The organism is Paenibacillus sp. NPDC056579, assembly GCF_042793215.1.
Classification (GTDB): domain Bacteria; phylum Bacillota; class Bacilli; order Paenibacillales; family NBRC-103111; genus Paenibacillus_S.
In genome coordinates this window covers 149,962-171,794 of sequence record NZ_JBHTVD010000012.1, presented here as the reverse complement: position 1 = coordinate 171,794, position 21,833 = coordinate 149,962, and the positions used below count along the sequence as shown (strand labels likewise).

Annotated in this window: 15 protein-coding genes; 12 read left to right on the top strand and 3 right to left on the bottom strand. The window is 54.7% G+C overall.

Annotation, left to right across the window (positions count from 1 at the left end; all coding sequences use genetic code 11):
- Nucleotides 1-75 precede the first annotated feature (75 nt).
- From ACFQ88_RS33035 to ACFQ88_RS32990, 10 genes are all read left to right on the top strand, one after another.
- Nucleotides 76-1,398 (top strand): ABC transporter substrate-binding protein, encoded by a 1,323-nt coding sequence (locus ACFQ88_RS33035; protein WP_379461281.1) that lies wholly within the window; start codon nucleotides 76-78, stop codon nucleotides 1,396-1,398.
- Nucleotides 1,399-1,457: 59 nt separating this feature from the next.
- Nucleotides 1,458-2,789, top strand: a complete 1,332-nt coding sequence (locus tag ACFQ88_RS33030; RefSeq protein ID WP_379461279.1) for an ABC transporter substrate-binding protein — start codon at nucleotides 1,458-1,460, stop codon at nucleotides 2,787-2,789.
- 132 nt (nucleotides 2,790-2,921) lie between these two features.
- Nucleotides 2,922-7,145, top strand: coding sequence for a discoidin domain-containing protein (locus tag ACFQ88_RS33025; RefSeq protein ID WP_379461277.1), 4,224 nt, complete (start codon nucleotides 2,922-2,924; stop codon nucleotides 7,143-7,145).
- Nucleotides 7,146-7,494: 349 nt separating this feature from the next.
- Nucleotides 7,495-9,216: an ABC transporter substrate-binding protein gene (locus tag ACFQ88_RS33020; RefSeq protein ID WP_379461275.1), complete on the top strand. Its 1,722-nt coding sequence runs from the start codon at nucleotides 7,495-7,497 to the stop codon at nucleotides 9,214-9,216.
- A gap of 85 nt (nucleotides 9,217-9,301) precedes the next feature.
- Nucleotides 9,302-10,258 carry an ABC transporter permease gene (locus ACFQ88_RS33015; protein WP_379461273.1) on the top strand — a complete coding sequence of 319 codons (957 nt, stop codon included), beginning with the start codon at nucleotides 9,302-9,304 and terminating at the stop codon, nucleotides 10,256-10,258.
- Nucleotides 10,259-10,271: 13 nt separating this feature from the next.
- Nucleotides 10,272-11,213 (top strand): oligopeptide ABC transporter permease, encoded by a 942-nt coding sequence (gene opp4C, locus ACFQ88_RS33010; RefSeq protein WP_379461271.1) that lies wholly within the window; start codon nucleotides 10,272-10,274, stop codon nucleotides 11,211-11,213.
- A 10-nt stretch (nucleotides 11,214-11,223) separates the two neighbouring features.
- A complete protein-coding gene (locus ACFQ88_RS33005; RefSeq protein ID WP_379461269.1) occupies nucleotides 11,224-12,258 on the top strand; it encodes an ABC transporter ATP-binding protein in 1,035 nt (344 codons plus the stop codon).
- Nucleotides 12,206-13,171, top strand: coding sequence for an ABC transporter ATP-binding protein (locus tag ACFQ88_RS33000; protein WP_379461267.1), 966 nt, complete (start codon nucleotides 12,206-12,208; stop codon nucleotides 13,169-13,171). The genes ACFQ88_RS33005 and ACFQ88_RS33000 overlap by 53 nt, the downstream gene beginning before the upstream one ends.
- A 136-nt stretch (nucleotides 13,172-13,307) precedes the next feature.
- A complete protein-coding gene (locus ACFQ88_RS32995) occupies nucleotides 13,308-13,841 on the top strand; it encodes a hypothetical protein (protein WP_379461265.1) in 534 nt (177 codons plus the stop codon).
- Nucleotides 13,842-13,911: 70 nt separating this feature from the next.
- Entirely contained in the window at nucleotides 13,912-14,460 is a 549-nt protein-coding gene (locus ACFQ88_RS32990; protein WP_379461262.1) for an OsmC family protein, read from the top strand.
- A 130-nt stretch (nucleotides 14,461-14,590) separates the two neighbouring features.
- Here ACFQ88_RS32990 and ACFQ88_RS32985 read toward each other — a convergent pair whose 3' ends face one another.
- From ACFQ88_RS32985 to ACFQ88_RS32975, 3 genes are all read right to left on the bottom strand, one after another.
- On the bottom strand, nucleotides 14,591-15,568 hold the full coding sequence (locus ACFQ88_RS32985; RefSeq protein WP_379461260.1) for an ABC transporter ATP-binding protein: 978 nt from the start codon (nucleotides 15,566-15,568) through the stop codon (nucleotides 14,591-14,593).
- Nucleotides 15,569-15,776: 208 nt separating this feature from the next.
- The gene (locus tag ACFQ88_RS32980) at nucleotides 15,777-16,568 is read right to left on the bottom strand and encodes an ABC transporter permease (protein ID WP_379461258.1); all 792 of its coding nucleotides are present in this window, start codon (nucleotides 16,566-16,568) and stop codon (nucleotides 15,777-15,779) included.
- Nucleotides 16,565-17,371: an ABC transporter permease gene (locus ACFQ88_RS32975; RefSeq protein WP_379461256.1), complete on the bottom strand. Its 807-nt coding sequence runs from the start codon at nucleotides 17,369-17,371 to the stop codon at nucleotides 16,565-16,567. Before ACFQ88_RS32975 ends, ACFQ88_RS32980 begins: the two co-directional genes overlap by 4 nt.
- 614 nt (nucleotides 17,372-17,985) lie before the next feature.
- Between ACFQ88_RS32975 and ACFQ88_RS32970 the strand changes: the two genes are divergently transcribed.
- Together ACFQ88_RS32970 and ACFQ88_RS32965 are read left to right on the top strand one after the other, a co-directional pair.
- A complete protein-coding gene (locus ACFQ88_RS32970; protein WP_379461199.1) occupies nucleotides 17,986-20,211 on the top strand; it encodes a glycosyl hydrolase family 95 catalytic domain-containing protein in 2,226 nt (741 codons plus the stop codon).
- Nucleotides 20,212-20,517: 306 nt separating this feature from the next.
- On the top strand, nucleotides 20,518-21,681 hold the full coding sequence (locus ACFQ88_RS32965; protein WP_379461376.1) for an MFS transporter: 1,164 nt from the start codon (nucleotides 20,518-20,520) through the stop codon (nucleotides 21,679-21,681).
- Nucleotides 21,682-21,833: the final 152 nt, after the last annotated feature.

Genomic DNA, 21,833 nt, shown 5'->3' with positions numbered 1-21,833 from the left:
TTTGTGAACTTGCATACTTAGAGGAAGTCAATGTGAGGTTTATCAAGAGACTGACGCGAATGGGGAGATTGAGGCATGGCAACTGGCAAACGGACCGGATTTGCTGCGCTGTCCGCTATCATGGCCATGACGATGGTATCCGCTTGCAGCGGATCCAAGGCGCCGGATGCGCCGGCCGGCAATACTGCGAAGCACGAGCCGGTAACGCTCAAATTTTATACCGGGGACAAAGATTACGAGGAAAAGTTCCGCACCGAGGTGGAGGCGAAGGTGAAGGAGAAATATCCCTACATCTCCTTCGAGTTCCAAGGGGCGGAGCAGGGCAAGGAAATTCAGGATCTGGTGCTGGCCGGGGAGAGTCCGGACATTTATTACCAAGGCATATCGGCTCTGAACGAGAAATTGGTCAAATTCAATTTGCAGTACGACTTGACGGAGCTGATCCGAAAAAACCAATTCGATCTGAGCCGCATCGATCCCGCCTATCTCGACATCATCAAGAACGCATCGGCCGGCTACGGCGCAGGCTTATACGGACTGCCCGTCAACAGCTTTACGCCTGTGCTTTACTACAACAAGGATATTTTCGATAAGTTCGGCATTCCGTATCCGAAGGACGGGATGACTTGGGACGACGCTTATGCCTTGGCGCAAAAGCTTACCCGGTTCGAGGATGGAATCCAGTATCGCGGCATGACGATGAATTTTATCTACTTGCTGGACAACAATCAGCTCGGCGCCCCGTACCTGCATCCGGCGGAGGACCGGTCGGCCGTGAATACCGATGCCTGGAAATCGATTTTTACGACGCTAACAAAGTTTTACAGGCTGCCCATGAATGTTCCGATGGACGAGCGAAGCCGGGTGAAGGAAGTGGCAAGCTTTACGAAGGACCGCGTATCCGCCATGCACGCCGATGTTACGGCAGCGGCCGAGAGCTTCCCCGACGATTTTACGAACTGGGATATGGTCTCTTTGCCTGTGATGAAGGAGGCGCCGGGAACGAACGCGCAGATCAATCCGCGGTTTTATTATATCCTCAGCGCCAGCAAGCATAAGGAAGAAGCGTTCAAGGTGCTCGAGTTCGTATTGTCCGATGAAGTGCAGATGCAGGCAAGCAAGTCGGGCAAAGCGACGGTGCTGAACAACCCGGCGATTCAGAAAGCGTTCGGTCAGGAGTTCTCCAGGCTGAAGGGCAAGCATACCGAGGCTTTGTACGTCAACAAGCCGGTTAAGGCGGTGTCTGCAAGAGATTCGAAGCTGGTTACCGTACCGGTTACGACGCCTCTCAACAAGGAATTCAACAACGTGCTGACCGGCAAAAAAGACGTCAATACCGCGCTGCGCGATCTGGAGGAAACGATCAACAAGGCAATACTGGCCGAAAAGCAAAAATAACGCTGCTTTGTTATGAGCGGAACGGTATATAAAAATATATTGAAATGTGGGGTAATGACATGAAATCGTGGGTTGTAGCGTCAGGAAAAGTGGCGGCGGTAACCGCACTGGCCGGCGGCTTGCTGGCCGGATGCGGCGGAGCCAAGCAGGAAACGGCGGGAAACTCCGCTGCAAGCAGCAAAGAGCCTGTGGAGCTCGTCTTCTACCAAACCGGCAACGCCGATTGGAAAGAAGAAGACTTCATGAACAACTACGGCAGCTATATCAAGCAGAAGTTTCCTAATATTACGCCGAAATTCGTCCCCGTGCCGTCCAACAAATCGATGGATACGCTGATCACCGGGGGGCAGCAGTTCGACGTTCTTATTTTCTCCATCGGCCATACGCATCTCAACTTGCTCCGCAACGAGTTCCAGTATGACATGACGGAGCTGATCAAGAAGAAGAACGTCGATTTGAACCGCTTCGAGCCGTTCACGATAGAGCAGCAGAAAGAGATTGCAGGCGGGGGCATTTACGGTCTTCCGCTATCGAATACATCGCCGGTCATTATGTACAACAAGGACATCTTTGATAAGTTCGGCGTACCGTATCCTAAGGACGGCATGACGTGGGATGAGATTTACGATCTCGCCAAGCAGGTGACGCGCAGCGACAACGGAACCCAATATTACGGTTTCCTGGCTTCTCCGGAGCATTTTTTGAAGACGAACCAGTTTTCTGCTCCGTTCGTCGATCCGAAAACGTCGAAACCGATGTTCGACGATCCGAAGATGATGACGTTTCTGGACAACCTGAAACGGTTTTATCAGCTGATCCCGCCGCCGGACGGCAAGCCGCTTGCCGGAGGATTTTTCGCATCCACGGCTCAGTCCAATATGTTCGCCAAAGACCGGACGTTGGCCATGTGGTCCCATTTCTCCAATGCGGCGCTCAACTTCCCGGACGATTTGAACTGGGATTACGCAACGCTGCCCTACTTCAAGGAGCTGGGCCAAGTAGGGCCTCAGGCGTATCCGGGATATATTTATATCAGCAAAACAAGCAAGCACAAAGAAGAAGCGATGGATGTCATTCAGGCGCTCATTTCGGACGAATTCCAGACGATCCGTTCCAAGATGGGCGTCGAATCTGCGCTGAAAAATCCGGAAATCAAGAAAACGTTCGCACAGGATTTGCCGAAATACAAGGGCAAAAACATCAACGCCATTTTCCCGCAAAAGTATGCGGCACCTGCTCCTTTAACGGAGTATAACGACTTGGCCTGGAAGCGTCTGAACACCGCCGTCGGCGATATCGGCCGGGGCACCAAGGACAGCGTAACCGCAGTCAGGGAAGCGAACGAGGGTCTGGCCAAAGATATCGAGGCCGAGAAGGCGAAAAAGAAATAAAGCATTCGGACAGCAAGGAGGGGGCGGAACGAAGACCTCTCCTTTTTTTGCAGGACCGAATGTATTCGGATTGGAGGAAGAACACCCTACGATGGAATTTAACCTAATATGATGGGGAACGGGGTGCGATTCATGTTAAGTATTAAAGAGGTATGGAGGAAGAGTTTGCTCGTTGTGCTGGCAGCAGCCGTAGTGCTAAGCGGCTTGCCAATGATTTTATGGACGGGTGGTAATACAGTCTATGCGGAGGCAGCGGATGCTCCGGCCATTTACGTTAATGACAAGTTCGACGCTCACGTCTCCGGCGCGCCTGCGGGCTGGTCGGTTTCGGGCTTAACGTCCGGGGGTATGATCGTCGGCGAGGAGGTGTCGGGCCGGGAAGGCAAAAGCTTGCGCTTGCGCAGCGGAACCGCATCCGATTTGGTCATGACCAAATCGTTCGGCACGCCTCTTACGGGCAACGTGGCTATCGAGCTGAAAGTGAAATATAACGGCGCCAAATTTTACACTCCGCTCATTCAGATCAAGTCGGGCACGAATGTGCAGTCGGCGCTGGTTGAATTCAAAGCGGACGGCTATATGTATGCAGGCGGCGTAAAAATCGCCGGCGGCGCCTATGCGGCCGATACATGGTACCGGCTGACCGTCATCGTGAAGACGGCATCCAAGACGATGGACGTCTACGTCGACGGGGTGAAAAAGATTACGGACGGCACCTACAGTAATGCCGCCACAATCAACGATATCGCTTCGTTCCGCAGCTATACGAAGGCGCAGACCGGCACGGCCAACGAATTTTGGCTCGACGATGCCAGAGTGTACGACAGCCTCGTTCCGCTGGACGAGTCGTACTTCGAATCGACGACGCCCGGTCCGGGGACGGGCAACGCCAACGACGCGTATGCCCAGGCAAGGCTGAAGCAGTCGCTGGCTTTTCTTGCCGGCTTCCCGAATGCGTACGCCTACCTGCAGCGCAAGCCGCTCGATGCCGCCGATCCGACCGTCAAGCCGGTGGCGGACAACGGTCGCGTGCTCATTCCGCTGCTGTTTGCAGCGGACCAGCTGGGCGTTCCGCACAGCCGCAATGAGGCGGCAGGTACGGTCACGCTGGGGCCAAAGGCGGGCTTGCTCGGCAGCGCGATCACGTTGACCGTCGGCAGCGCCGAGGTGACGGGCGCTGGGAGCGCGGTCACGCTGGATGCTCCGCTGCGCCTATCGGGCTCGACGCTCTTCGTCTCGCCGGATCTGTTCGCCAAGACGATGGGGCAGCACGTATTGGCGAACGATGACCTGGTGCTCGTCAGCACGGCGAATCCGCTTCCTGACGGCAGCGAGCTGGCGAAGCTGACGAAGGAGGCGATCCGCCGCATCGTCTACGACCGTCCGAGTGCGGCGAGCATTATCGCCGACCTGAAGCAGCACAATCCGAACCAGCAGCATCCGAGGCTGTTCATTACGTCCGATCGCGTAGCTGCGCTGCAAAATCAAATCCAGACCGACGCCACCTTGGCCAAATGGTACGGCGATCTCCGCAAGAGCGCCGATACCGTGGTGGCGACGCCGGTCGGACAGTACGACCTTCCGGACGGCAGACGGATGGAGTCGGCGAAGGACGCGCGTCCGTTCATCGAGCGAACGGCGCTCATGTACTTGTTAAGCGGGGAAACGAAATACGCCCAGCGCGCCGTCGACGAAATGATGAAGGCCGCCTCCATCCCCGACTGGAATGATCAGAACGAGTTCCTCAATACGTCGGAGCTGACGGCGGGCATGGCCATAGGATACGATTGGTTGTATGATTATTTGACCCCGCAGCAGCGGGACCTGGCTCGTACGGCAATCCGCGACAAGGGGCTGTCCAAAGCGGTAGCAGCGCACAATGCCAACGCGTGGTGGGTCAGCTTGTCGGACAATGAGAAGATCAGCAATTGGAACGCCGTCTGCAACGGAGGCATTCTTCTCGGAGCATTGGCTATCGGGGACGAAGAAGAGGCGATAGCGGGGGACATCGCCGCGAAGTCGCTGCGTTCCCTGGAGGATTTCATTTTGCTTGAGTTCAATCCCGACGGAGGCTGGAGCGAAGGGCCGGGCTACTGGCGCTATACGGTCGAATATTTGGTTACTTACATGTCTTCCCTGCAAACCGCGCTCGGTAAAACGTACGGGCATTCGGAGACGCCGGGCTTTTATAAAACAGCCTATTTCATCAATTACGTGCTCAGCCCGAAAGGGGCGTTCAACTTCGGCGATTCCTCCAGCTTCAAGGTGCGGGCACCTGAGCTGTTCTGGATGGCGAAGCAGCTGAACAATCCCGATGTGGCCGGATTACGGATGCTGCTGATGCAGGAGGCCAAGCAGGCCGGGGGCGTATACGACATGATCTGGTATGACCCGAATTTGGTCAACCTGAACGTATCGATCCCGCTCGATATGTATTTCCGCAATACGGAGCTTGCCGCCTTCCGCAGCAAGTGGAACGACACCTCGGCATATTTCGCCGGAATTATGGGCGGTAAGGGCAACTCGAGCCATGCCCATTCCGATGTAGGCAATTTCGTCTTCGAAGCCGAAGGCGTGCAGTGGGCCATCGATCTAGGCAGCGACGATTACAACTTGCCGAACTACTTCGACTACGACAACCAGCGGTTCAAATATTACCGGTTAATGCCGGAAGGGCACAATACGCTGGTCCTTAACCCTGACGGCACCTTTGAGCAGGACCAGTACTCGTTTAACCGCATCGAGCGGTATGACTCGAAGCCGCGAGGCGGGTTAGCCGTCGTCGATATGACGCCGGCCTACGCGAAGAATGCCGCGTCGGCGAAACGCGGTCTCCTGTTCGGCAGCGACCGGAAAGCCCTGACGGTGCAGGATGAAATTCACGCGAAGTTGCCATCGACGATATGGTGGTTCATGCATACGAAGGCGGATATCAGCATAGCTGCCGACGGCAAATCGGCCGTGCTCACGCAGGACGGCAAACGGCTTGGCGTGACCATGAGCTTCTCCGGTCAGGCACCCGCAGGCGCAGCGTTCAAGGTGATGGATGCGAAGCCGCTTCCGGTATCGCCGAATCCGGCGGGGCAGGACGCGAACGCGGGCATCCGCAAGCTGGCCATAGAGCTGACCGGCGTGCAGGATCTGAGCATGGCGGTTCAGCTGACGCCTCTGGCAGCGGGCGAGACTGTGCCTGGAGCCGCTCCTTATGTTCCGTTAAGCGGCTGGAGCATTCCGGACGGCGACATTCAGACGGTTCCGCAGCTGTCTCAGCTGACGTTAGACGGTCAGCCGCTTGCAGGCTTTAACAAAAACGTATACAGCTACACGGTAAACGTGCCGTTCGGAACGCAAAGCTTTCCTGTAGTCGGAGCTTCTGCAGCCAAACCGGGCGATCTCGTAAGCGTCGTGCAAAACGTATATTCCTTGAACCCGGCCACCGTAACGGTCACCGATGGGGTATATGCCGAGCGCACGCAGCAGTACGTAGTGCAGTTCGCTTCTCAGCCCGTATTAACGAAGCCGGTCCCCTATATCCAGCTCCCTGTACAGGGAGTGACTGCCAGTGCGTCTCAGGAGGGCAACCCTGCCGCCAATGCGATTGACGGCGACATGAGCACGCGGTGGTCGGCGGATAATACCCCATGGATCCAGCTCGATCTGGGAAGCTCCAAGCAGGTCAACGGCGTCGGCATCGCGTTTTATAACGGGGCGACTCGCACTTCCAAGTTCGACATCGCGGTATCCCAGGACGGGCAGACATGGGAGAAGGTGCTTATCGGCACCGGCAGCGGAACGACCTCGAATATGGAGTATTTCGGGTTTGCGGAGAAGCCGGCCCGCTATGTCCGGGTGACCGGCTACGGCAATTCGGTCAACGGTTGGAACAGCTACAACGAGCTGGCCGTGTTTACGGTGAACCACGCACCATCCGTTGTCTCGCCGCTCCCCGACCGTTCGCTTCCATTGAGCGGGGGCAGCGTAACCTATGACGTATACGGCAGCTTTGCCGACGTCGACGATGCGGTGCCGATGCTGACCTTTGAGGCAGCTTCGAGCAATCCATCGGTTGTGACCGTGTCGATGAACGGCGGCCAGCTGACGCTTAGTCCGGTGGCCGCAGGCCAGGCTGCGATTACGGTTCGCGCCGCCGACGCTGGCGGCCTTAGCGCCAGCACGTCTTTTACGGCTGTTGTTACTGCGGGCGATTCCCAAGGCAAGCCCAAGAAGGATAAGGAAGATAAAACGGATAAGGACGATAAAAAAGACAAGGAAGATAAAGACAAAGATAAAGACGATAAGCACGATAAGGATAGCAAGGATGATAAGAAGGACAAAGGAAACGAACCGGCAAAATAACGGTTGACACACCTGCCTGGCGATGATACCATATAAATCACATAAGAATACTATACTTTCTACCGTACAAACGGAGACTGACGAGCAAGTGGTTGGTCTCCTTTTTTGCTGTCTGCTTAAAGGAAGGATGCATTTGCATCCGTGGTTTCGGGCTCAGACTCAGGCGAGAGGGGGTCCCTTTTTCCCGGAGACGGTTTGTCAACCATAACGAATGGAGACACGGAGGCACGGGAAATATGCCGGAGGACACAGAAACGGGTTTGTCGCACTCATTAATCCGACTTAGTAGGTATGTATAGTATGGTATTGAATATGAACATGACTTACATAGAGAGTGGGGCTGATTGCAATGAACAAGCAATGGATGCGCATCACCGTACCGGTACTGGCCTTAGCGCTGGTTTTATCCGCGTGCGGCGGCAATAAAGCAGCGACGGAGCCCGATTCGGCACCGAAAGCGGAAACGGCCGGCAGCACGGGCTTGACCAGCGTACAGGATGGACTCGTCAAAGCGTCCGATCTATCGAAAAATCCGGAAACGGCCAAGAAGAGAACAAACACGTTTATCTCGGGGACCCAGACCCCGGAGGGCATTTTTAACCCTTACTTTTATCAAAACGGTTGGGACGGCAACGTAACGAGCGTATTGTTCGCATCGCTGGTTACAAAGGACGAAACCGGCAAGCCGATTCCCGAGCTGGCGGAGAAATGGGAGACTTCGCCCGATCAGCTGACCTATACGTTCAAGCTGAAGCCGAATTTGAAATTCAGCGACGGCTCTCCGTTGACGGCGGAAGACGTTGCGTTCACGCTAACCCTGCTTCACGATCCTGCGTATGACGGGAGGGTCGATATCGCGCAGGCGAACATCAAGGGCGGCAAAGCCTATAAGGAAAAGACGGCGGACAGCGTCGCAGGCATCAAGGTGGTCGACCCGCAGACGATTCAGATCGTTACGGAGAAGGTGTCCACGCTGACGCTTCCTCTGATCGGCGGCGAGGTGCTGTCCAAAGCTTACTACGGCAAAGATTACAAGCAGGGTAATCTCGATTATATCAAGACGCTGCACGACAAGCCGCTGGGAGCCGGACCGTACAAATTCGATAAGTTCGTCAAAGGCCAGGAAGTCCGGTTCGTTGCCAATCCGAATTATTATGCGGGCAAGCCGGCGGTGGAAAACTTCATTTTCAAAATTACGAATAACGAGACGAACCTGCAATATTTGAAGGTGGGCGAAACCGACTTCGACCGTTTTACGGCGAACCGCGACAATTACGATCAGCTGAAGGCGATCGGCTTTGCCAATATCAATACGTTTACGGCTACGTCCTACGTGTATCTCGATTTTAACAGCGGAGGCAAGCTCTTGAAGGATAAGCGGGTGCGGCAGGCGTTGTATTACGGGCTCGACCGGCAAAAGTTCACCGATATTTTGTACCAAGGCTTCGGCGAGGTCGCGAACGTTCCCGTCTCCCCCGCATCGTGGGCTTATACGAAGGACGTCACCCCGTATCCGTTCGATCCGCAAAAGGCGAAGCAGCTGTTGGATGAAGCCGGCTGGAAGGTAGGCGCCGACGGCATCCGCGAGAAGGACGGGCAAAAGCTCAAGCTGCAATACTTGGGGCGCAAAGGCTACAACATCGACGATGTGCTGATTCCTCTGGCCAAGGAAAATTTCAAGGATATCGGCATCGCCGTGGAAGCGGAAATTCTCGATTTCAACGCACTTCTGGCCAAACGGAAAAAAGGCGACTTCGACATCGCATCGTTCACATCGACCAACTTCTCCGATCCATATGACGGCGTCAAAAGCTTTCACAGCAAGTACAACGTAAGCGGATATTCCAATCCGGCGATTGATAAATTAATCGATCAAGGAACGGAGACGCTCGATACGAACAAACGGATCCCGATCTATCACGATCTGTACAAACAGCTGAAGGACGACCCGCCTGTACTGCTGCTGTCGTATTTGAAGATTTTATCGGCGCACAATGCCCGAATCGAAGGGATCAATCCGGACCCGGTATCGATTTTGAACCGCTCGATTCCTAAGCTCAAAATCCAATAAACGCCAGAGGGCTAGGGAGGCGGTCTCCCGGACTAGAGTTATATAGAAAGTCGTTCATAAGTAAAAAAAGGAGGCGGAAGCCATCATGCGTCATTACATGGTAAAACGAATACTGCATCTCATTCCAACGCTGATCGGCGCTTCCCTCCTTATTTTCTTCGTCTTTGCGCTTGCGCCCGGCGATTACATCGATTCGGATGTCACGCTGACGCCGGAGCGGGCGGCTGAGCTGAAGGCGATCTACGGCCTCGACAAGCCGATGCTGCAGCGGTATTTCATCTGGCTCGGCAATGCGCTGCACGGCGATTTCGGTTATTCACTGCAGTACCAGCAGCCGGTCATGGCACTGCTGAAAGAATACGTCGTCAACTCGTTTCTTATTGCGAGCGTATCTCTCGTGCTGACGTGGATCATCGCCGTCTTCATCGGCGTGTTCTCGGCGGTACGGCAGTACTCCTGGTACGATTCGCTTATTACGCTCGCCGTGTTCGGGGCGATGTCGTTCCCGTCGTTCTTCATCGGGCTTTTGATGATCAAATGGTTCGCCGTCGACCTGGGCTGGCTGCCCATCGGGGGCATTCTCGATACGGGCAGCCAGACGACCGGCTGGGCGCGTATTTGGGAAGTCGCTCGGCATATGATTTTGCCTGCGACGGTGCTGACGATGCTCAGCGTCGGTTCGCTGACGAGACATTTTCGCGCCAATATGATGGACGTCATCAAGCAGGACTTCGTACGGACGGCAAGAGCCAAAGGCTTGAAGGAGCGAGCCGTCATTTACAAGCATGCGCTTCGTAACGCACTGCTTCCGGCGATAACGCTGCTCGGACTGGAGCTGCCCGGCTTGTTCTCGGGGGCTATCATTACGGAACGGATATTTACGTGGCCGGGGGTAGGCTACATCCACATGGAGGCTATATCCAACCGCGATTACACGGTTCTGATGGGCTTCACGATGTTTCTGGCGCTGCTGACCGTCGTCGGAAATTTGCTGGCCGATTGGCTGTATGCCGTGGCAGACCCGCGTATCCGTTTAAAGTAAAGGAAGTGTTCTCATGGCATTGGAATCAACGGAGCTGCTTCAGCGCGGGGTGAAAGAGCTGAATCGGCAGCGGCGCGATAAAGCGGTGTCCTCTTCGCCTTGGAGAGCGGCGTACCGGCGGCTCGGAAGAAACAAGCTGGCTATGTCGGGATTGTTCTTTTTGCTCCTCGTGTTCTTGTTCTGCTTCATCGGTCCCTTGTTCTCCAGCCATACCGAGGGCAGAGTTAACGTATCGCTGATCAACAAGCCGCCAAGCCTGTCGCATTGGTTCGGCACCGACAATCTCGGGAGAGACGTGCTTACCCGGCTCATGCAGGCGGGGAGAATTTCCTTGCTGGTCGGACTTGTGTCTATGGTATTGTCCGTCACGCTTGGCTCGCTGCTTGGCGCTTTGGCAGGCTTTTACCGCGGGGTTGTCGACACGGTGGTGATGCGGGCGGCCGACATTTTGCTTGCCGTGCCCGAAATCCCGATTTTGATTATTATCGGCGCCATTTTATCCGATTTGAAGGTGCCGTCCGAATACCGGATCTACATGGTCATGCTGATGATCAGCTTCATGTCTTGGCCGTCGCTCGCGCGAATGGTGCGAAGCCAGATTTTATCCTTCCGCGAGCGCCCTTACATGCTGGCGGCCGAATGCCTCGGGCTGCGGGACCGGCGCAAGCTCGTCCATCTGGTGTTGAACGCCGTGCCGGTCATCATCGTCGTTGCGACGCTGAGCGTGGCCAGAGCTATTTTGAGCGAAACGGTATTAAGCTATTTGGGCCTTGGCGTCGTGCCTCCGACTCCGTCGTGGGGCAACATGATGGCTGCAGCCAATTCGTTGATCGATTTTCAGTCGAGACCATGGCTGTGGATCCCGCCGGGCACCGCGATCTTTTTGACCGTCATAGCCATTAATTTGTTGGGGGACGGCCTGCGCGACGCATTGGACCCGAGAATGAAAAGGTAGGTGAAGCCGATTGACCCGTACGGCGTTAGCGGAATTTCAAGATTTGCATACGTATTTTTTCACCGAGGAAGGCGTCGTCCAATCGGTCAACGGAGTGAGCTTCCGCATTCACGAAGGGGAGACGGTAGCGCTGGTAGGCGAGTCCGGCTGCGGTAAAAGCGTGACGGCGCTGTCCATGATGGGACTTATCGAGGAGCCGCCGGGCAAGGTAATGGGAGGACGGATTGTATTCGATAACCGGGACCTGCTGACGGCGGGGAACAAAGAAATTCACCGCTTGCGGGGCAAAGAGCTGGCCATGATTTTTCAGGAGCCGATGTCTTCCTTAAATCCGGTGCTGACCATCGGCGAGCAGATCATGGAGCCTTTGATTCATCATTTGCACTTAAGCAAAAAAGTGGCCCGGATCCGGGCCGTCGAATTGATCGAGCGGGTTGGCATTCCGCGAGCGCGGGACATTGCCGACGCTTATCCGCACGAGCTGAGCGGAGGGATGCTGCAGCGGGTCATGATTGCGATAGCGCTCAGCTGCAATCCGAAGCTGCTTATCGCCGACGAGCCGACTACGGCGCTCGACGTGACGATTCAGGCGCAAATTCTCGATTTGCTGCGGGAAATCAAGGAGGAGCAGCGGATGTCCATCCTGCTGATCACTCACGATCTGGGCGTTGTCGCCGAGATGGCCGACTATGTCGTGGTTATGTACTGCGGCAAGGTCATCGAGCAGGCTCCGGTTCTATCGCTGTTCGAGCAGCCGAAGCATCCGTACACGCAGGGCCTGCTCAAGGCGAGGCCCGTGATCCGCGAGCGGAGGGAGCGGCTCTACTCGATTCCCGGTCAGGTTCCGAGCCCTGTCGGACTGGGCGACGGCTGTTATTTCAGCGACCGGTGCGACCGCTGCATGGATATTTGCCGGACGAAGCAGCCGCCGCTGCGGGAGACGGAGGACCGGCATCAAATCGCATGCTGGCTGTACGAGGAGGCGGGGCAACATGAGCGAACCGTTAGTTCAGGTTCAGCGGCTGAAAAAGTATTTTCCGGTTAACAAAGGCGTCTTCGGCGGAAAAACAGGCGATGTCAAAGCGGTGGACGGTATCGATTTGACGATCCGCCGGGGAGAGACGTTCGGCCTTGTCGGGGAATCCGGCAGCGGCAAAAGCACGATAGGGCGGGCGCTGCTCCGTCTGTCCGATAAAACGGACGGCGATGTCCGCTTCGACGGCATCGACCTGTACGGCTTGTCCCCAAGCGAGCTGCGCCGCCTACGTCCACGGATGCAGATGGTGTTTCAGGACCCGTACGGCTCGCTGAATCCGCGTATTCGGATCGGCGATGCGATAGGGGAAGCTTTGCTCGATCACGGCATAGCCTCCCGAGCCGAAGCGAGGGAGCGGGCGCTGGAGGTGTTGTCTCTATGCGGGCTGGCGCCGTATCATATCGACCGGTATCCGCATGAATTTTCCGGCGGTCAGCGCCAGCGGATCGGGATTGCTCGGGCGATGATATTGAACCCGGAATTTATCGTCGCGGACGAGCCGGTGTCTGCGCTGGATGTCTCCATCCAGGCGCAAATCATTAACCTGCTGTGCGATCTGCAGGAGCAGAAGCAGCTGACGTACTTGTTCATCTCGCACGATTTGAGCGTCGTGGAGCATCTGTGCTCGACCATCGGCGTGCTCTATCTCGGCTCGCTGGTAGAGATGGGTTCGCGGGACGAGCTGTTCGCCCGCCCGCAGCACCCGTACACGAAGGCACTGCTGTCGGCATTGCCGGTTCCGGACCCGCGCGCCAAGCGGGAGCGGATTGTGCTCAAGGGAGACATCCCGAGCCCTGCCAATCCGCCCTCCGGCTGCAAGTTTCATACGCGCTGCCCCATCGCCGCTAGCGTGTGCCTGGAGCAGGCACCCGAGTTTCGCGATGCCGGCGGAGGCCATTTTGTCGCCTGCCACTTGGTATAGCGAAGTCGCCGGATCCTTAATGCCGATCGGCAGCAGAATAGAGCTTACGGAACGAGAAATGAAGCGGAGCAGGCAACGGAAATCGGAAAGTGCTGCTTGCAGCAATAGGATCCGCGCTTTGACAGGAGGAATGCTCATGTCCGTTACAAGAGCACAGAAGGTCACATTGCCGCAGCCTGTAGCCCTGCGGCTGGAAATCGCAAGAGCGGGCGGTCTGTCCGAGGAAGTGCTGCTGGGAGCGATTCGAGAGAAACGAATCGACGCTTTGCAGCGATTTGGTCCCGAGCAGCTGTCGTGGGATATTTTGAGCGAATATGCCGACGAGTACCCGGACGACCTGGAACGAGCCATTCGCGAAGGCTACGCGTTCAAGTTTTTGACCATCCGCGGCCTTACATCCTACTTGCGATACCGGTTCGGTCTGCATGAAAAGGCGGACTACCGCCTTGTAGAAGAAGGGCTGGATGGCGTCCGGTTGGAGCAGAGCGATATCGCTCTGCTGAAAGAAACGATTCCCGCTTTTTGGCTCATAACCGAAACGGGGGCACAGGCTGAAGAAGTTATAGTAGAGCAACGCAGCGCAAACCATCCCGACTTGAACAAAATGACGATTCGTATCGAGCGTCTGCATTATCATGCGAACCGATTTGAAGGAGGTGACACGAAGTAACGTCCGGCTGGTCAATTTCACTCAACTAGTTTTCATTCCAATCATTCATATCATAGAGGAGAGTGTACCCATGAGTACTTTAAACGAATATTTGCTGGAGAAGCGCGAAGCTTCCATCGCCCGGCGGGAGAAAGCCCAAAACGATCCGAACCTGCAGCCTCACCGCTTCGGCGCAAAAGTTCGTGCCAAGGGGCGCAGCGGCGTGCGGGAAATCCGCATCCGTGATTTCCAAATCATCAGCGACAGCCCTCCGGACTTCGCCGGGTACGATCTTGGACCGAGCTCTCCTGAGCTGCAATTGGGCGTATTGGGCAGTTGCCTGACGCATATTACGCTCATCCAAGCGGCCGAGCGCGGAGTGAAGCTGGAGTCGCTGGAGGTCGAGGTGAGCGGGCAGCAGCATCCGCTGGCAGGCAAGCCGGGCTATGAGGATATCCCTATTTATCCTCATAATATCCAATACAAGCTGCATATCGTATCTCCGGAGTCGGAGCAGACGATAGTGGAGCTGCATGAAGCGGTGGAGCGCGTATGCCCTGTCTTGAATTTGCTGGCTAACCCGCAAATCGTGGTAGGCGAGGTCATCCTCTCCGCTCCGGCCGTTAAGCAAGAGGCGTAATCAACAGCAAGCGAAGCATGTCGGACGGAGGGACGATCCTCCGCTTCCGTCATGCTTTTTCTCATATCAGGACGAGTAAGATGTACTTCCTGAGCAGCCTCATCCTCATCCTCATCCTCGTCCACATCCTCTAGTAGACTCGATGAATAATTTCTTCAAAATCGGGCTCCTCCATATGAACGTCTTCAATCGTGCCCCAGCGATTCATTTCCCTCAGCACGTCCATGGCCGTCGTTTCCTGCCTATTGCATGCGACGGTGACGACCTTATCGGCAATCTCCTTTATCTCAAAATGCAAAAACCGGCTTTCGACCTCATGAAGCTGGTTTACCGGCTCTCGATACGTAATTTTCATGACCGTCGGCAGCCCGATCCGCTCGCGCAAATGCTCGAGATTACCGTCGTATATCGTCTCGCCATGGTTAATGACTATAACCCGGCTGCACAGCTGCTCGATATCGTCCATGTCGTGCGTTGTCAGCAAAATCGTCTTGTTCCATTCCCGGTTGAGCTGCTTGAGATAAGCGCGAATTTGCTTTTTGGCGAGCACGTCGAGGCCTATGGTCGGCTCATCGAGGAATAGCACATCCGGATCGTGAAGCAGGGAAGCGGCGAGATCCGCCCTCATCCGCTGGCCAAGCGATAGCTTGCGCACCGGGGTATCGATAAAATCGCTCATCTGCAGCACCTCGGTCAGAAGGGCGAGCTGGCGGGCGGCTTGCCGCTTTTCGAGTTTGTACAAGGCAGCGAGAATGTCAAGCGAATCCTTGACCGGAAGATCCCACCACAGCTGCGTTCGCTGACCGAACACGACGCCCAGATGCTTGACGACATGCTGTCTATGCTTTTGCGGGCTGCTGCCGTTGATCGTAACCTCGCCCGAGGTAGGGTGCAAAATGCCGCAGAGCATTTTGATCGTCGTCGATTTTCCGGCGCCGTTCGGGCCGATGTAGCCGACGAACTCGCCCTTTTCAATCTCAAAGCTGACCCCTTTGACCGCATCCACCGAACGGTAAGAACGGGATACGAGTGTACGAAGGCTGCTGAAACGTCCTTCCTTGACGACGGGGAGCCGGAACGTTTTGACCAATTGATGTGCGTGAATCATACAATCCCTCCGATGGATCACGAGTATTTTGATGTAGCGTTGGCAGTTTTTTATCCGTACTTGCGGATTGGCTTGTATTGCTGCCATTCCGGCGGTGCTGTTGACCTTGTTTTCTAATGCTTGAGCTCCAGACGCGCAATCGGCGGTCGATCGAACTCTCCAGCAGGTCTCGTCGCTTTCATGTATCCGCAAGATCCAGGTGGCTGTATCATGTGCCCGTGCTCTGATAATGAGCTATGCCGTGCTTCCAGAAGCGAAGCGCACCGAGCAGCAGCACGACGGCTAACGTCATCGTCGCCGGTATGATCCACATGCCGAGCTCTCCGCGGATAATATAGAGCGATGGAATGTAGCTCGTAAAGCCCATGGGGATGACGGTCAGCAGAACGATCCGCATCCATTGGGGATAGATCGATAATGGGTACTGGCTGGCCGTAGTAGCCGCATTATCGGTTATCCGCTGCAGGTCGTCGATGCGGTGAGTCCAAAAGCCGACGGTCGCCACCGTCAGTCCGATGGACAGCGTGATGAGAGTGCCGCTCACAATGGCGGCTAATGTGAACGGAACCGCCCATAGCGTCACTTGTCCGGAAGCCATCAAATGGTTCAGGCATATTCCTGCCAATGTCGCCCCCAGCACGAGCTCGCCTGCCATCGGGCGGAAATTGCGCGTACAAAGTACCAGAAGCACCGGCATAGGGCGCAGGAGCAGCTGATCGAGCATTCCCTGGACCAAATATTTCTCAAAGCCGTTCACTTCCCCCGCCAGCATGCGGTAAAACGCTCTGGTAAACATCATGACCGCAAACATATATCCCGTCTCGTATACGCTCCAGCCCTTGATCCCCCCGAATTTGTAGATGACGGTGGATACCGTAACAAACTCCAATCCAAACACGAGCAGCACGAGGAAGGACGATAATAAGAAATTGAATTTGTGCTGCATTTGGCTTCTAAGACTGGCTCCGGCCAATTGAATGTAAATGCGTATCCAACTCATCCTCCCTGCACCTCCACTTTACGGCGTACTGCATGCGTCAAGGCGAAGCAGACTGCTGTCAGAAGGACGGACCAAACGAGGGATAGCTTAAGGGAGGATACCGAATCCATCTCCAGGTAAATTCTTGCCGGAATATATTGCAGGCAGGGGTACGGAGTGAGCAGGCTTACGTTTTTCAGCCATCCCGGCAGCCATTCGACAGGGATGAAGAAGCCGGACAACAGCATGTTGAAACCATGGTGCACGTGGGAGAACCAGCGCGACTCCGTCGTCCAAAGAGCGGTTATGCCGATCATATAGCCGATACATAAGGAGAGGTAGGCCGAGAAAAACAGCGCCAGCAGCGTCCACAGCCAGTTGATCGGATGCTCCGGCGTACGGATGCCGAGAAGCAGTACGTAAATGAGGAGAATCGGAAGTGTGCTGTACACAAATTGATAGAACGACTGCCCCCATTCCTTGCTCAGCATATACCAGAAAAAATGCATCGGCTTCATCAGCTCGCTCGCGATTTGCCCCGTCCTGACCATGGCGTCTATGCCGAGGCCGTTCGTTGTCAGCAAAATCCAGATGCAGGCCTGGTTGAAGGCGATATAGCTGATCATTCCGTGCATGCCATAGGCGCCGAGCGATTCACCCCCGCTGACCCCGGTCCAGACCGACATGTAGACGTAGCCGATGGCGACGCTGGCGAGCATGCGCAGGATGTGTGCTTTGCGGTACTGCAAATTTTTGGCGTAAGATTTGCGGGCTAACGTTAATGAGAATATGGGGAGGCACCTCCTAAAAGTTTTGCGAAGCAAAACTTGCTCCGAAAGCGTTACTGAGTTTTGCGAAGCAGTATTAAAAAATATAGTGGAAATATTGGAAAAAAAGTAGACTTTTTCTTTTCTGTATGGTAATCTATTATTATAGGAAACAACTGCATAGGAACCTCTGGTTGGAATTTGGAAAAATTCAAACTTTAGTTAAAATTTGTCTACAGGGCCGGTTGAGCGCTGTTTTTTTATTACCTTGTTTATTTAGTGCTTTAAAGTGAAGAAGTGTTGTGTGGCAAAAATCGATCCTTTGCAATAAAACCGATCCTGCTTGCAAGCCGGTTTTGCTAATGCAAAACGTTAAGGTGATCCGCCTCGAAGCACTACGATACGAGTTTATCTCACCACATAAGAATTTTATATGATTAAGTGCTGCAAACGGATCATAGGAAATAGTCTTATTGACGATGAAAACTACCTCTAAAGTAGTTGCTCCTGTGGGAAAGGATTACGGTAGAGGTTTTTCTCACGGCTCGAAATCGAAATAAGTGAATATTTTCTATGAAGTAGTGAATTTTCAACATAGTTTACATAGAAGCTTTTCCCTATAATTGCATTCAGACGCAAGCAGATTCAGAGGAAATGAGGAGGAAAGCGGCATGAAGGTGGAGCAACAGAAATCGGGCTTGTTGGAAGTGAACCTCGATTGGAGCGACTTTTTGTCCAGGCACGATATGTCGTGGACGACACGTCCGATGACGTGGAATGAAGGGGCCTTTATCGGCAACGGCTTGATGGGGGCGATGATGTTCGGGGAAGAGCACCGCGACAAGCGGAATGTGCTTCGCTTCGTCCTCGGGCGAACGGATATTACGGCAGCCCGCACCAGCGGCTACAGTCCGCGGATACCGATCGGGGAGATCGATCTCGAATGTGAAGGCTGGGTGTATCAGCCGACGGAAATTAAGGTGGATCTGTGGAATGCCGAGATCAAAGCCCGGGTTGTTACGACCAAAGGCGAGATTGGGCTGAGAGCGTTCATCCATAGCGAAAAAATGGTGCTGGTCATCGAAATCGAGCCGACCGAGGGAGAGCGGGGAGCCAAGCTGCAATGGTATGCAGAGCCCGAGGTGTCCCCTGTTCTCAAAAATGCGGACGGCATCAATTTGAACCAATATATCCCGGACATTCAATTGAACCGGTATACTGAACAGGGAGTACAGATCGGTGTCCAGCAATACCCGTTGGGTGACGGCTGCACGACGGCATGGCAGGAGATCGAGAAGGCTCCGAATCACCGGATCTGCTATTTGACGGTGCAAAAAGGAGTCGGCGACGACGCCCGCCAAGAAGCCGTCAGCCTCGTGCGAGAAACCGCGCAAGCCGATCTGGAGCAGGAGGTTCAAGCGCACCGCAGCTGGTGGCATGCGTATTATCCGCAAAGCTTTGTATCGATACCGGATACGATGCTGGAAGGCTTTTACTGGATTCAAATGTACAAGCTGGCTTCGGCGACGCGCAAGGAGTACATGATCATCGATAATCAGGGTCCTTGGATGGCTCCGACCCCGTGGCCCGGCGTATGGTTCAACATGAACGTGCAGATGAGCTATTCTCCGGTATACACGTCGAACCGACTGGAGCTTGGCGAATCGCTTATTCGCGGGCTGGAAGAAAACTTCGACAACCTTATTGCCAACGTACCGGAGGAGTACCGCGAGGATTCGGCAGGCCTGGGCCGGAGCTGCAGCTACGATCTGAAGGCCAAGGTTGTGGACGAGACCGGCAACCTGCTATGGATTTGTCACAATTACTGGCGCCAATACCGCTATTCCATGGACGAGTCGATGCTGCGCAACGGCCTGTTCCCGCTGTTGAAGCGGGGTGTGCAATATTTTATCCACATTTTGGAGCAAGGGGAGGACGGCAAGCTGCATTTGCCTCCGACTGTCTCGCCGGAATACGGATCATTCAAGAAAATGACCGTGCCGGACTGCCATTACGATCTGGCACTCATTCGCTGGGGCTGTGAGACGCTGCTCGCCGCAAACGGCAGGCTGCAGCTTGACGATCCGTCTGCTGAGCGCTGGACGTACGTGTTGGAGCATCTGACGCCGCTGCCGACGGATGAGAACGGCTTGCTCCTCGGCAAAGACGCCCCGATTGAATTCGGGCATCGTCATTTCAGCCATTTGCTCGCAGTATTCCCGCTGCATATCATGACCGGAGAGCAGCCGGAGGAGCGCGAATTGATCCATAAGTCGCTCCGCTACTGGACCGGGATGGAAGGCGATATGCGCGGCTTTACGTTCACGGGCGCAGCCTCCATTGCAGCTGCTATCGGTCTCGGCAACGAAGCGCTGCAATATATCCGCAGCTTCATGCATCTCATCAAGCCGAACACGATGTATCGGGAGGCCGGGCCGGTCATCGAGTCGCCGCTTGCCTGCGCCGAGTCGATCCAGGATTTGCTGCTGCAAAGCTGGGGCGATACGATTCGCGTATTTCCTGCCGTACCAGACGAATGGCAGGAAATCAGCTTCCACAACCTGCGGGCGGAAGGAGCATTCCTGCTCAGCGCAGAGAGAAAGGCGGGCCGCACGGCGTTCATCCGCGTGCAGAGCCTGGTTGGCGAGCCATGCCGGATCCAGACGGATTGGCGCAGCCTGAACATTCGCGCGATCGGGGAGCGCGAAGTGCCGCTTCGCCTGCTCGGAGACGGACTCGTCGAGCTGGAGTTGAAGCAGGGCGAGGAAGCGCTGCTATACGAGGGCGAACGGCCCGAGCCGTTCCGCATCGAGCCGGTTGCGGCGAAGCGCAGCCTGCGCAATTATTTCGGTGCCAACAAGCCGTGGCGCTTGTACGGGGTACCGTTCCAGGAGTAATTCGAACCTCCCCCCTGTCGCACAAAACGAAGGACACTGCCTGATACAAGGTGGTGTCCTTTTTTCCGTTGTTTCCGAACTTTATAATAATTCCAATTATTCCCTATATGTAAAACGTATGAAAAAGCAATCGAGATTATATTTTCCATTATATATCAGTGCATGTTAGCATAGAGTCAAACCTGTTTGCCGCAGAAGAGTGTGGGCATAATGCTATTGCAGCAAATCTGAATCTGGGCGAGTCCGTCACAAAGGAGTAATGAATTCGTGTCATCCCGTTCATCGTTTCCATTATTATTAGTAAATATGTTTCTTGCTATGCTGGGCGTCGGGCTTGTCGTGCCGGTATTGCCGGAGTTTTTGCAGCTATTCAATGCAAGCGGCCAGGCGGCAGGATACCTGGTATCGGCCTTCGGCCTGAGCCAGTTTTTATTTTCCCCCGTCGCAGGCGAGTGGTCCGATAAATACGGCCGCAAGCCGATGATTATTATCGGGCTATTCCTGTTCGCTATATCCAATTGGCTGGCGGCTACGGCGGACCATATTATCATTATGTACGTATCGCGTTTGATCGGCGGAATCGGCTCCGCCGCCTTGGTTCCTTCCATTATGGCTTATGTCGCCGATATTACGACGGAGGAGCAGCGCAACAAGGCGATGTCATGGCTAGGGGCTTCGATGACATCAGGCTTTATTATCGGCCCCGGTGTCGGAGGGTTCCTGGCGGAATGGGGCATCCGGGCTCCATTTTATGCATCCGTGTGCATGGGGCTGCTGGCGATGCTGTGCAGCATCCCGCTTTTGCCCGAATCCTTGTCCAAAGAGAGCCGCTTGAATCGGAGGCAGTCGCTGCAGAAAAGAGAGAACGTATTCCGCCAGCTGGTGCTTTCGTTCCGGTCGAAATATTTTATATTGCTGTTTATTGTCTTCGCCATGACGTTCGGCATGACTCACTTTGAAGCGATTTATCCGCTGTTCGTAGTGCAAAGCTACGGATTTACGACCCGTGATATTGCAATCTTGTTCACGGTTTGCTCTCTGATCGCTACGTTCAATCAGCTTGTATTGACTAACTGGCTGACCCGAAGGTTCGGGGAGCCTACGGTTATTCATTGGATGCTTCTGCTATCGGCTGTCTCGCTTGTATTGCTGCTGTTCTCGGGAAATTTCTACTATGTGCTGTTCATGACGATGCTGTTTTTCACCTTCAACAACATTATCCGTCCGACGATCAACACGCTGCTATCCAAACAGGCCGGGGAGGAGCAGGGCTTCGTTGCGGGAATGAACAACGCCTATATGAGCCTCGGCACGATCTTCGGGCCGCTTGCAGCCGGCATTTTGTTCGATGTCCATATGAACCTGCCTTATTTGTTCGGCTCGTTCGTGCTGCTCATAAGCTGTTTCGTATCGGTAAGATGGGTGGGAAGAGGAAGCAAGAGAGACGCTGCCGACCGGATGCATTCGTAGTTCCGATTCTCAATAAGGAGAAGCACGTCATAATGCACCCTCAGCCAAGCTTGTTGTTATGTTATAATGAGAGCAGCAGCAACAATAATGACGAGGATTGTGAATGGTTATGGTTAAAGCAGTGGATCGTACCTCCTAATACGAAAATAAGT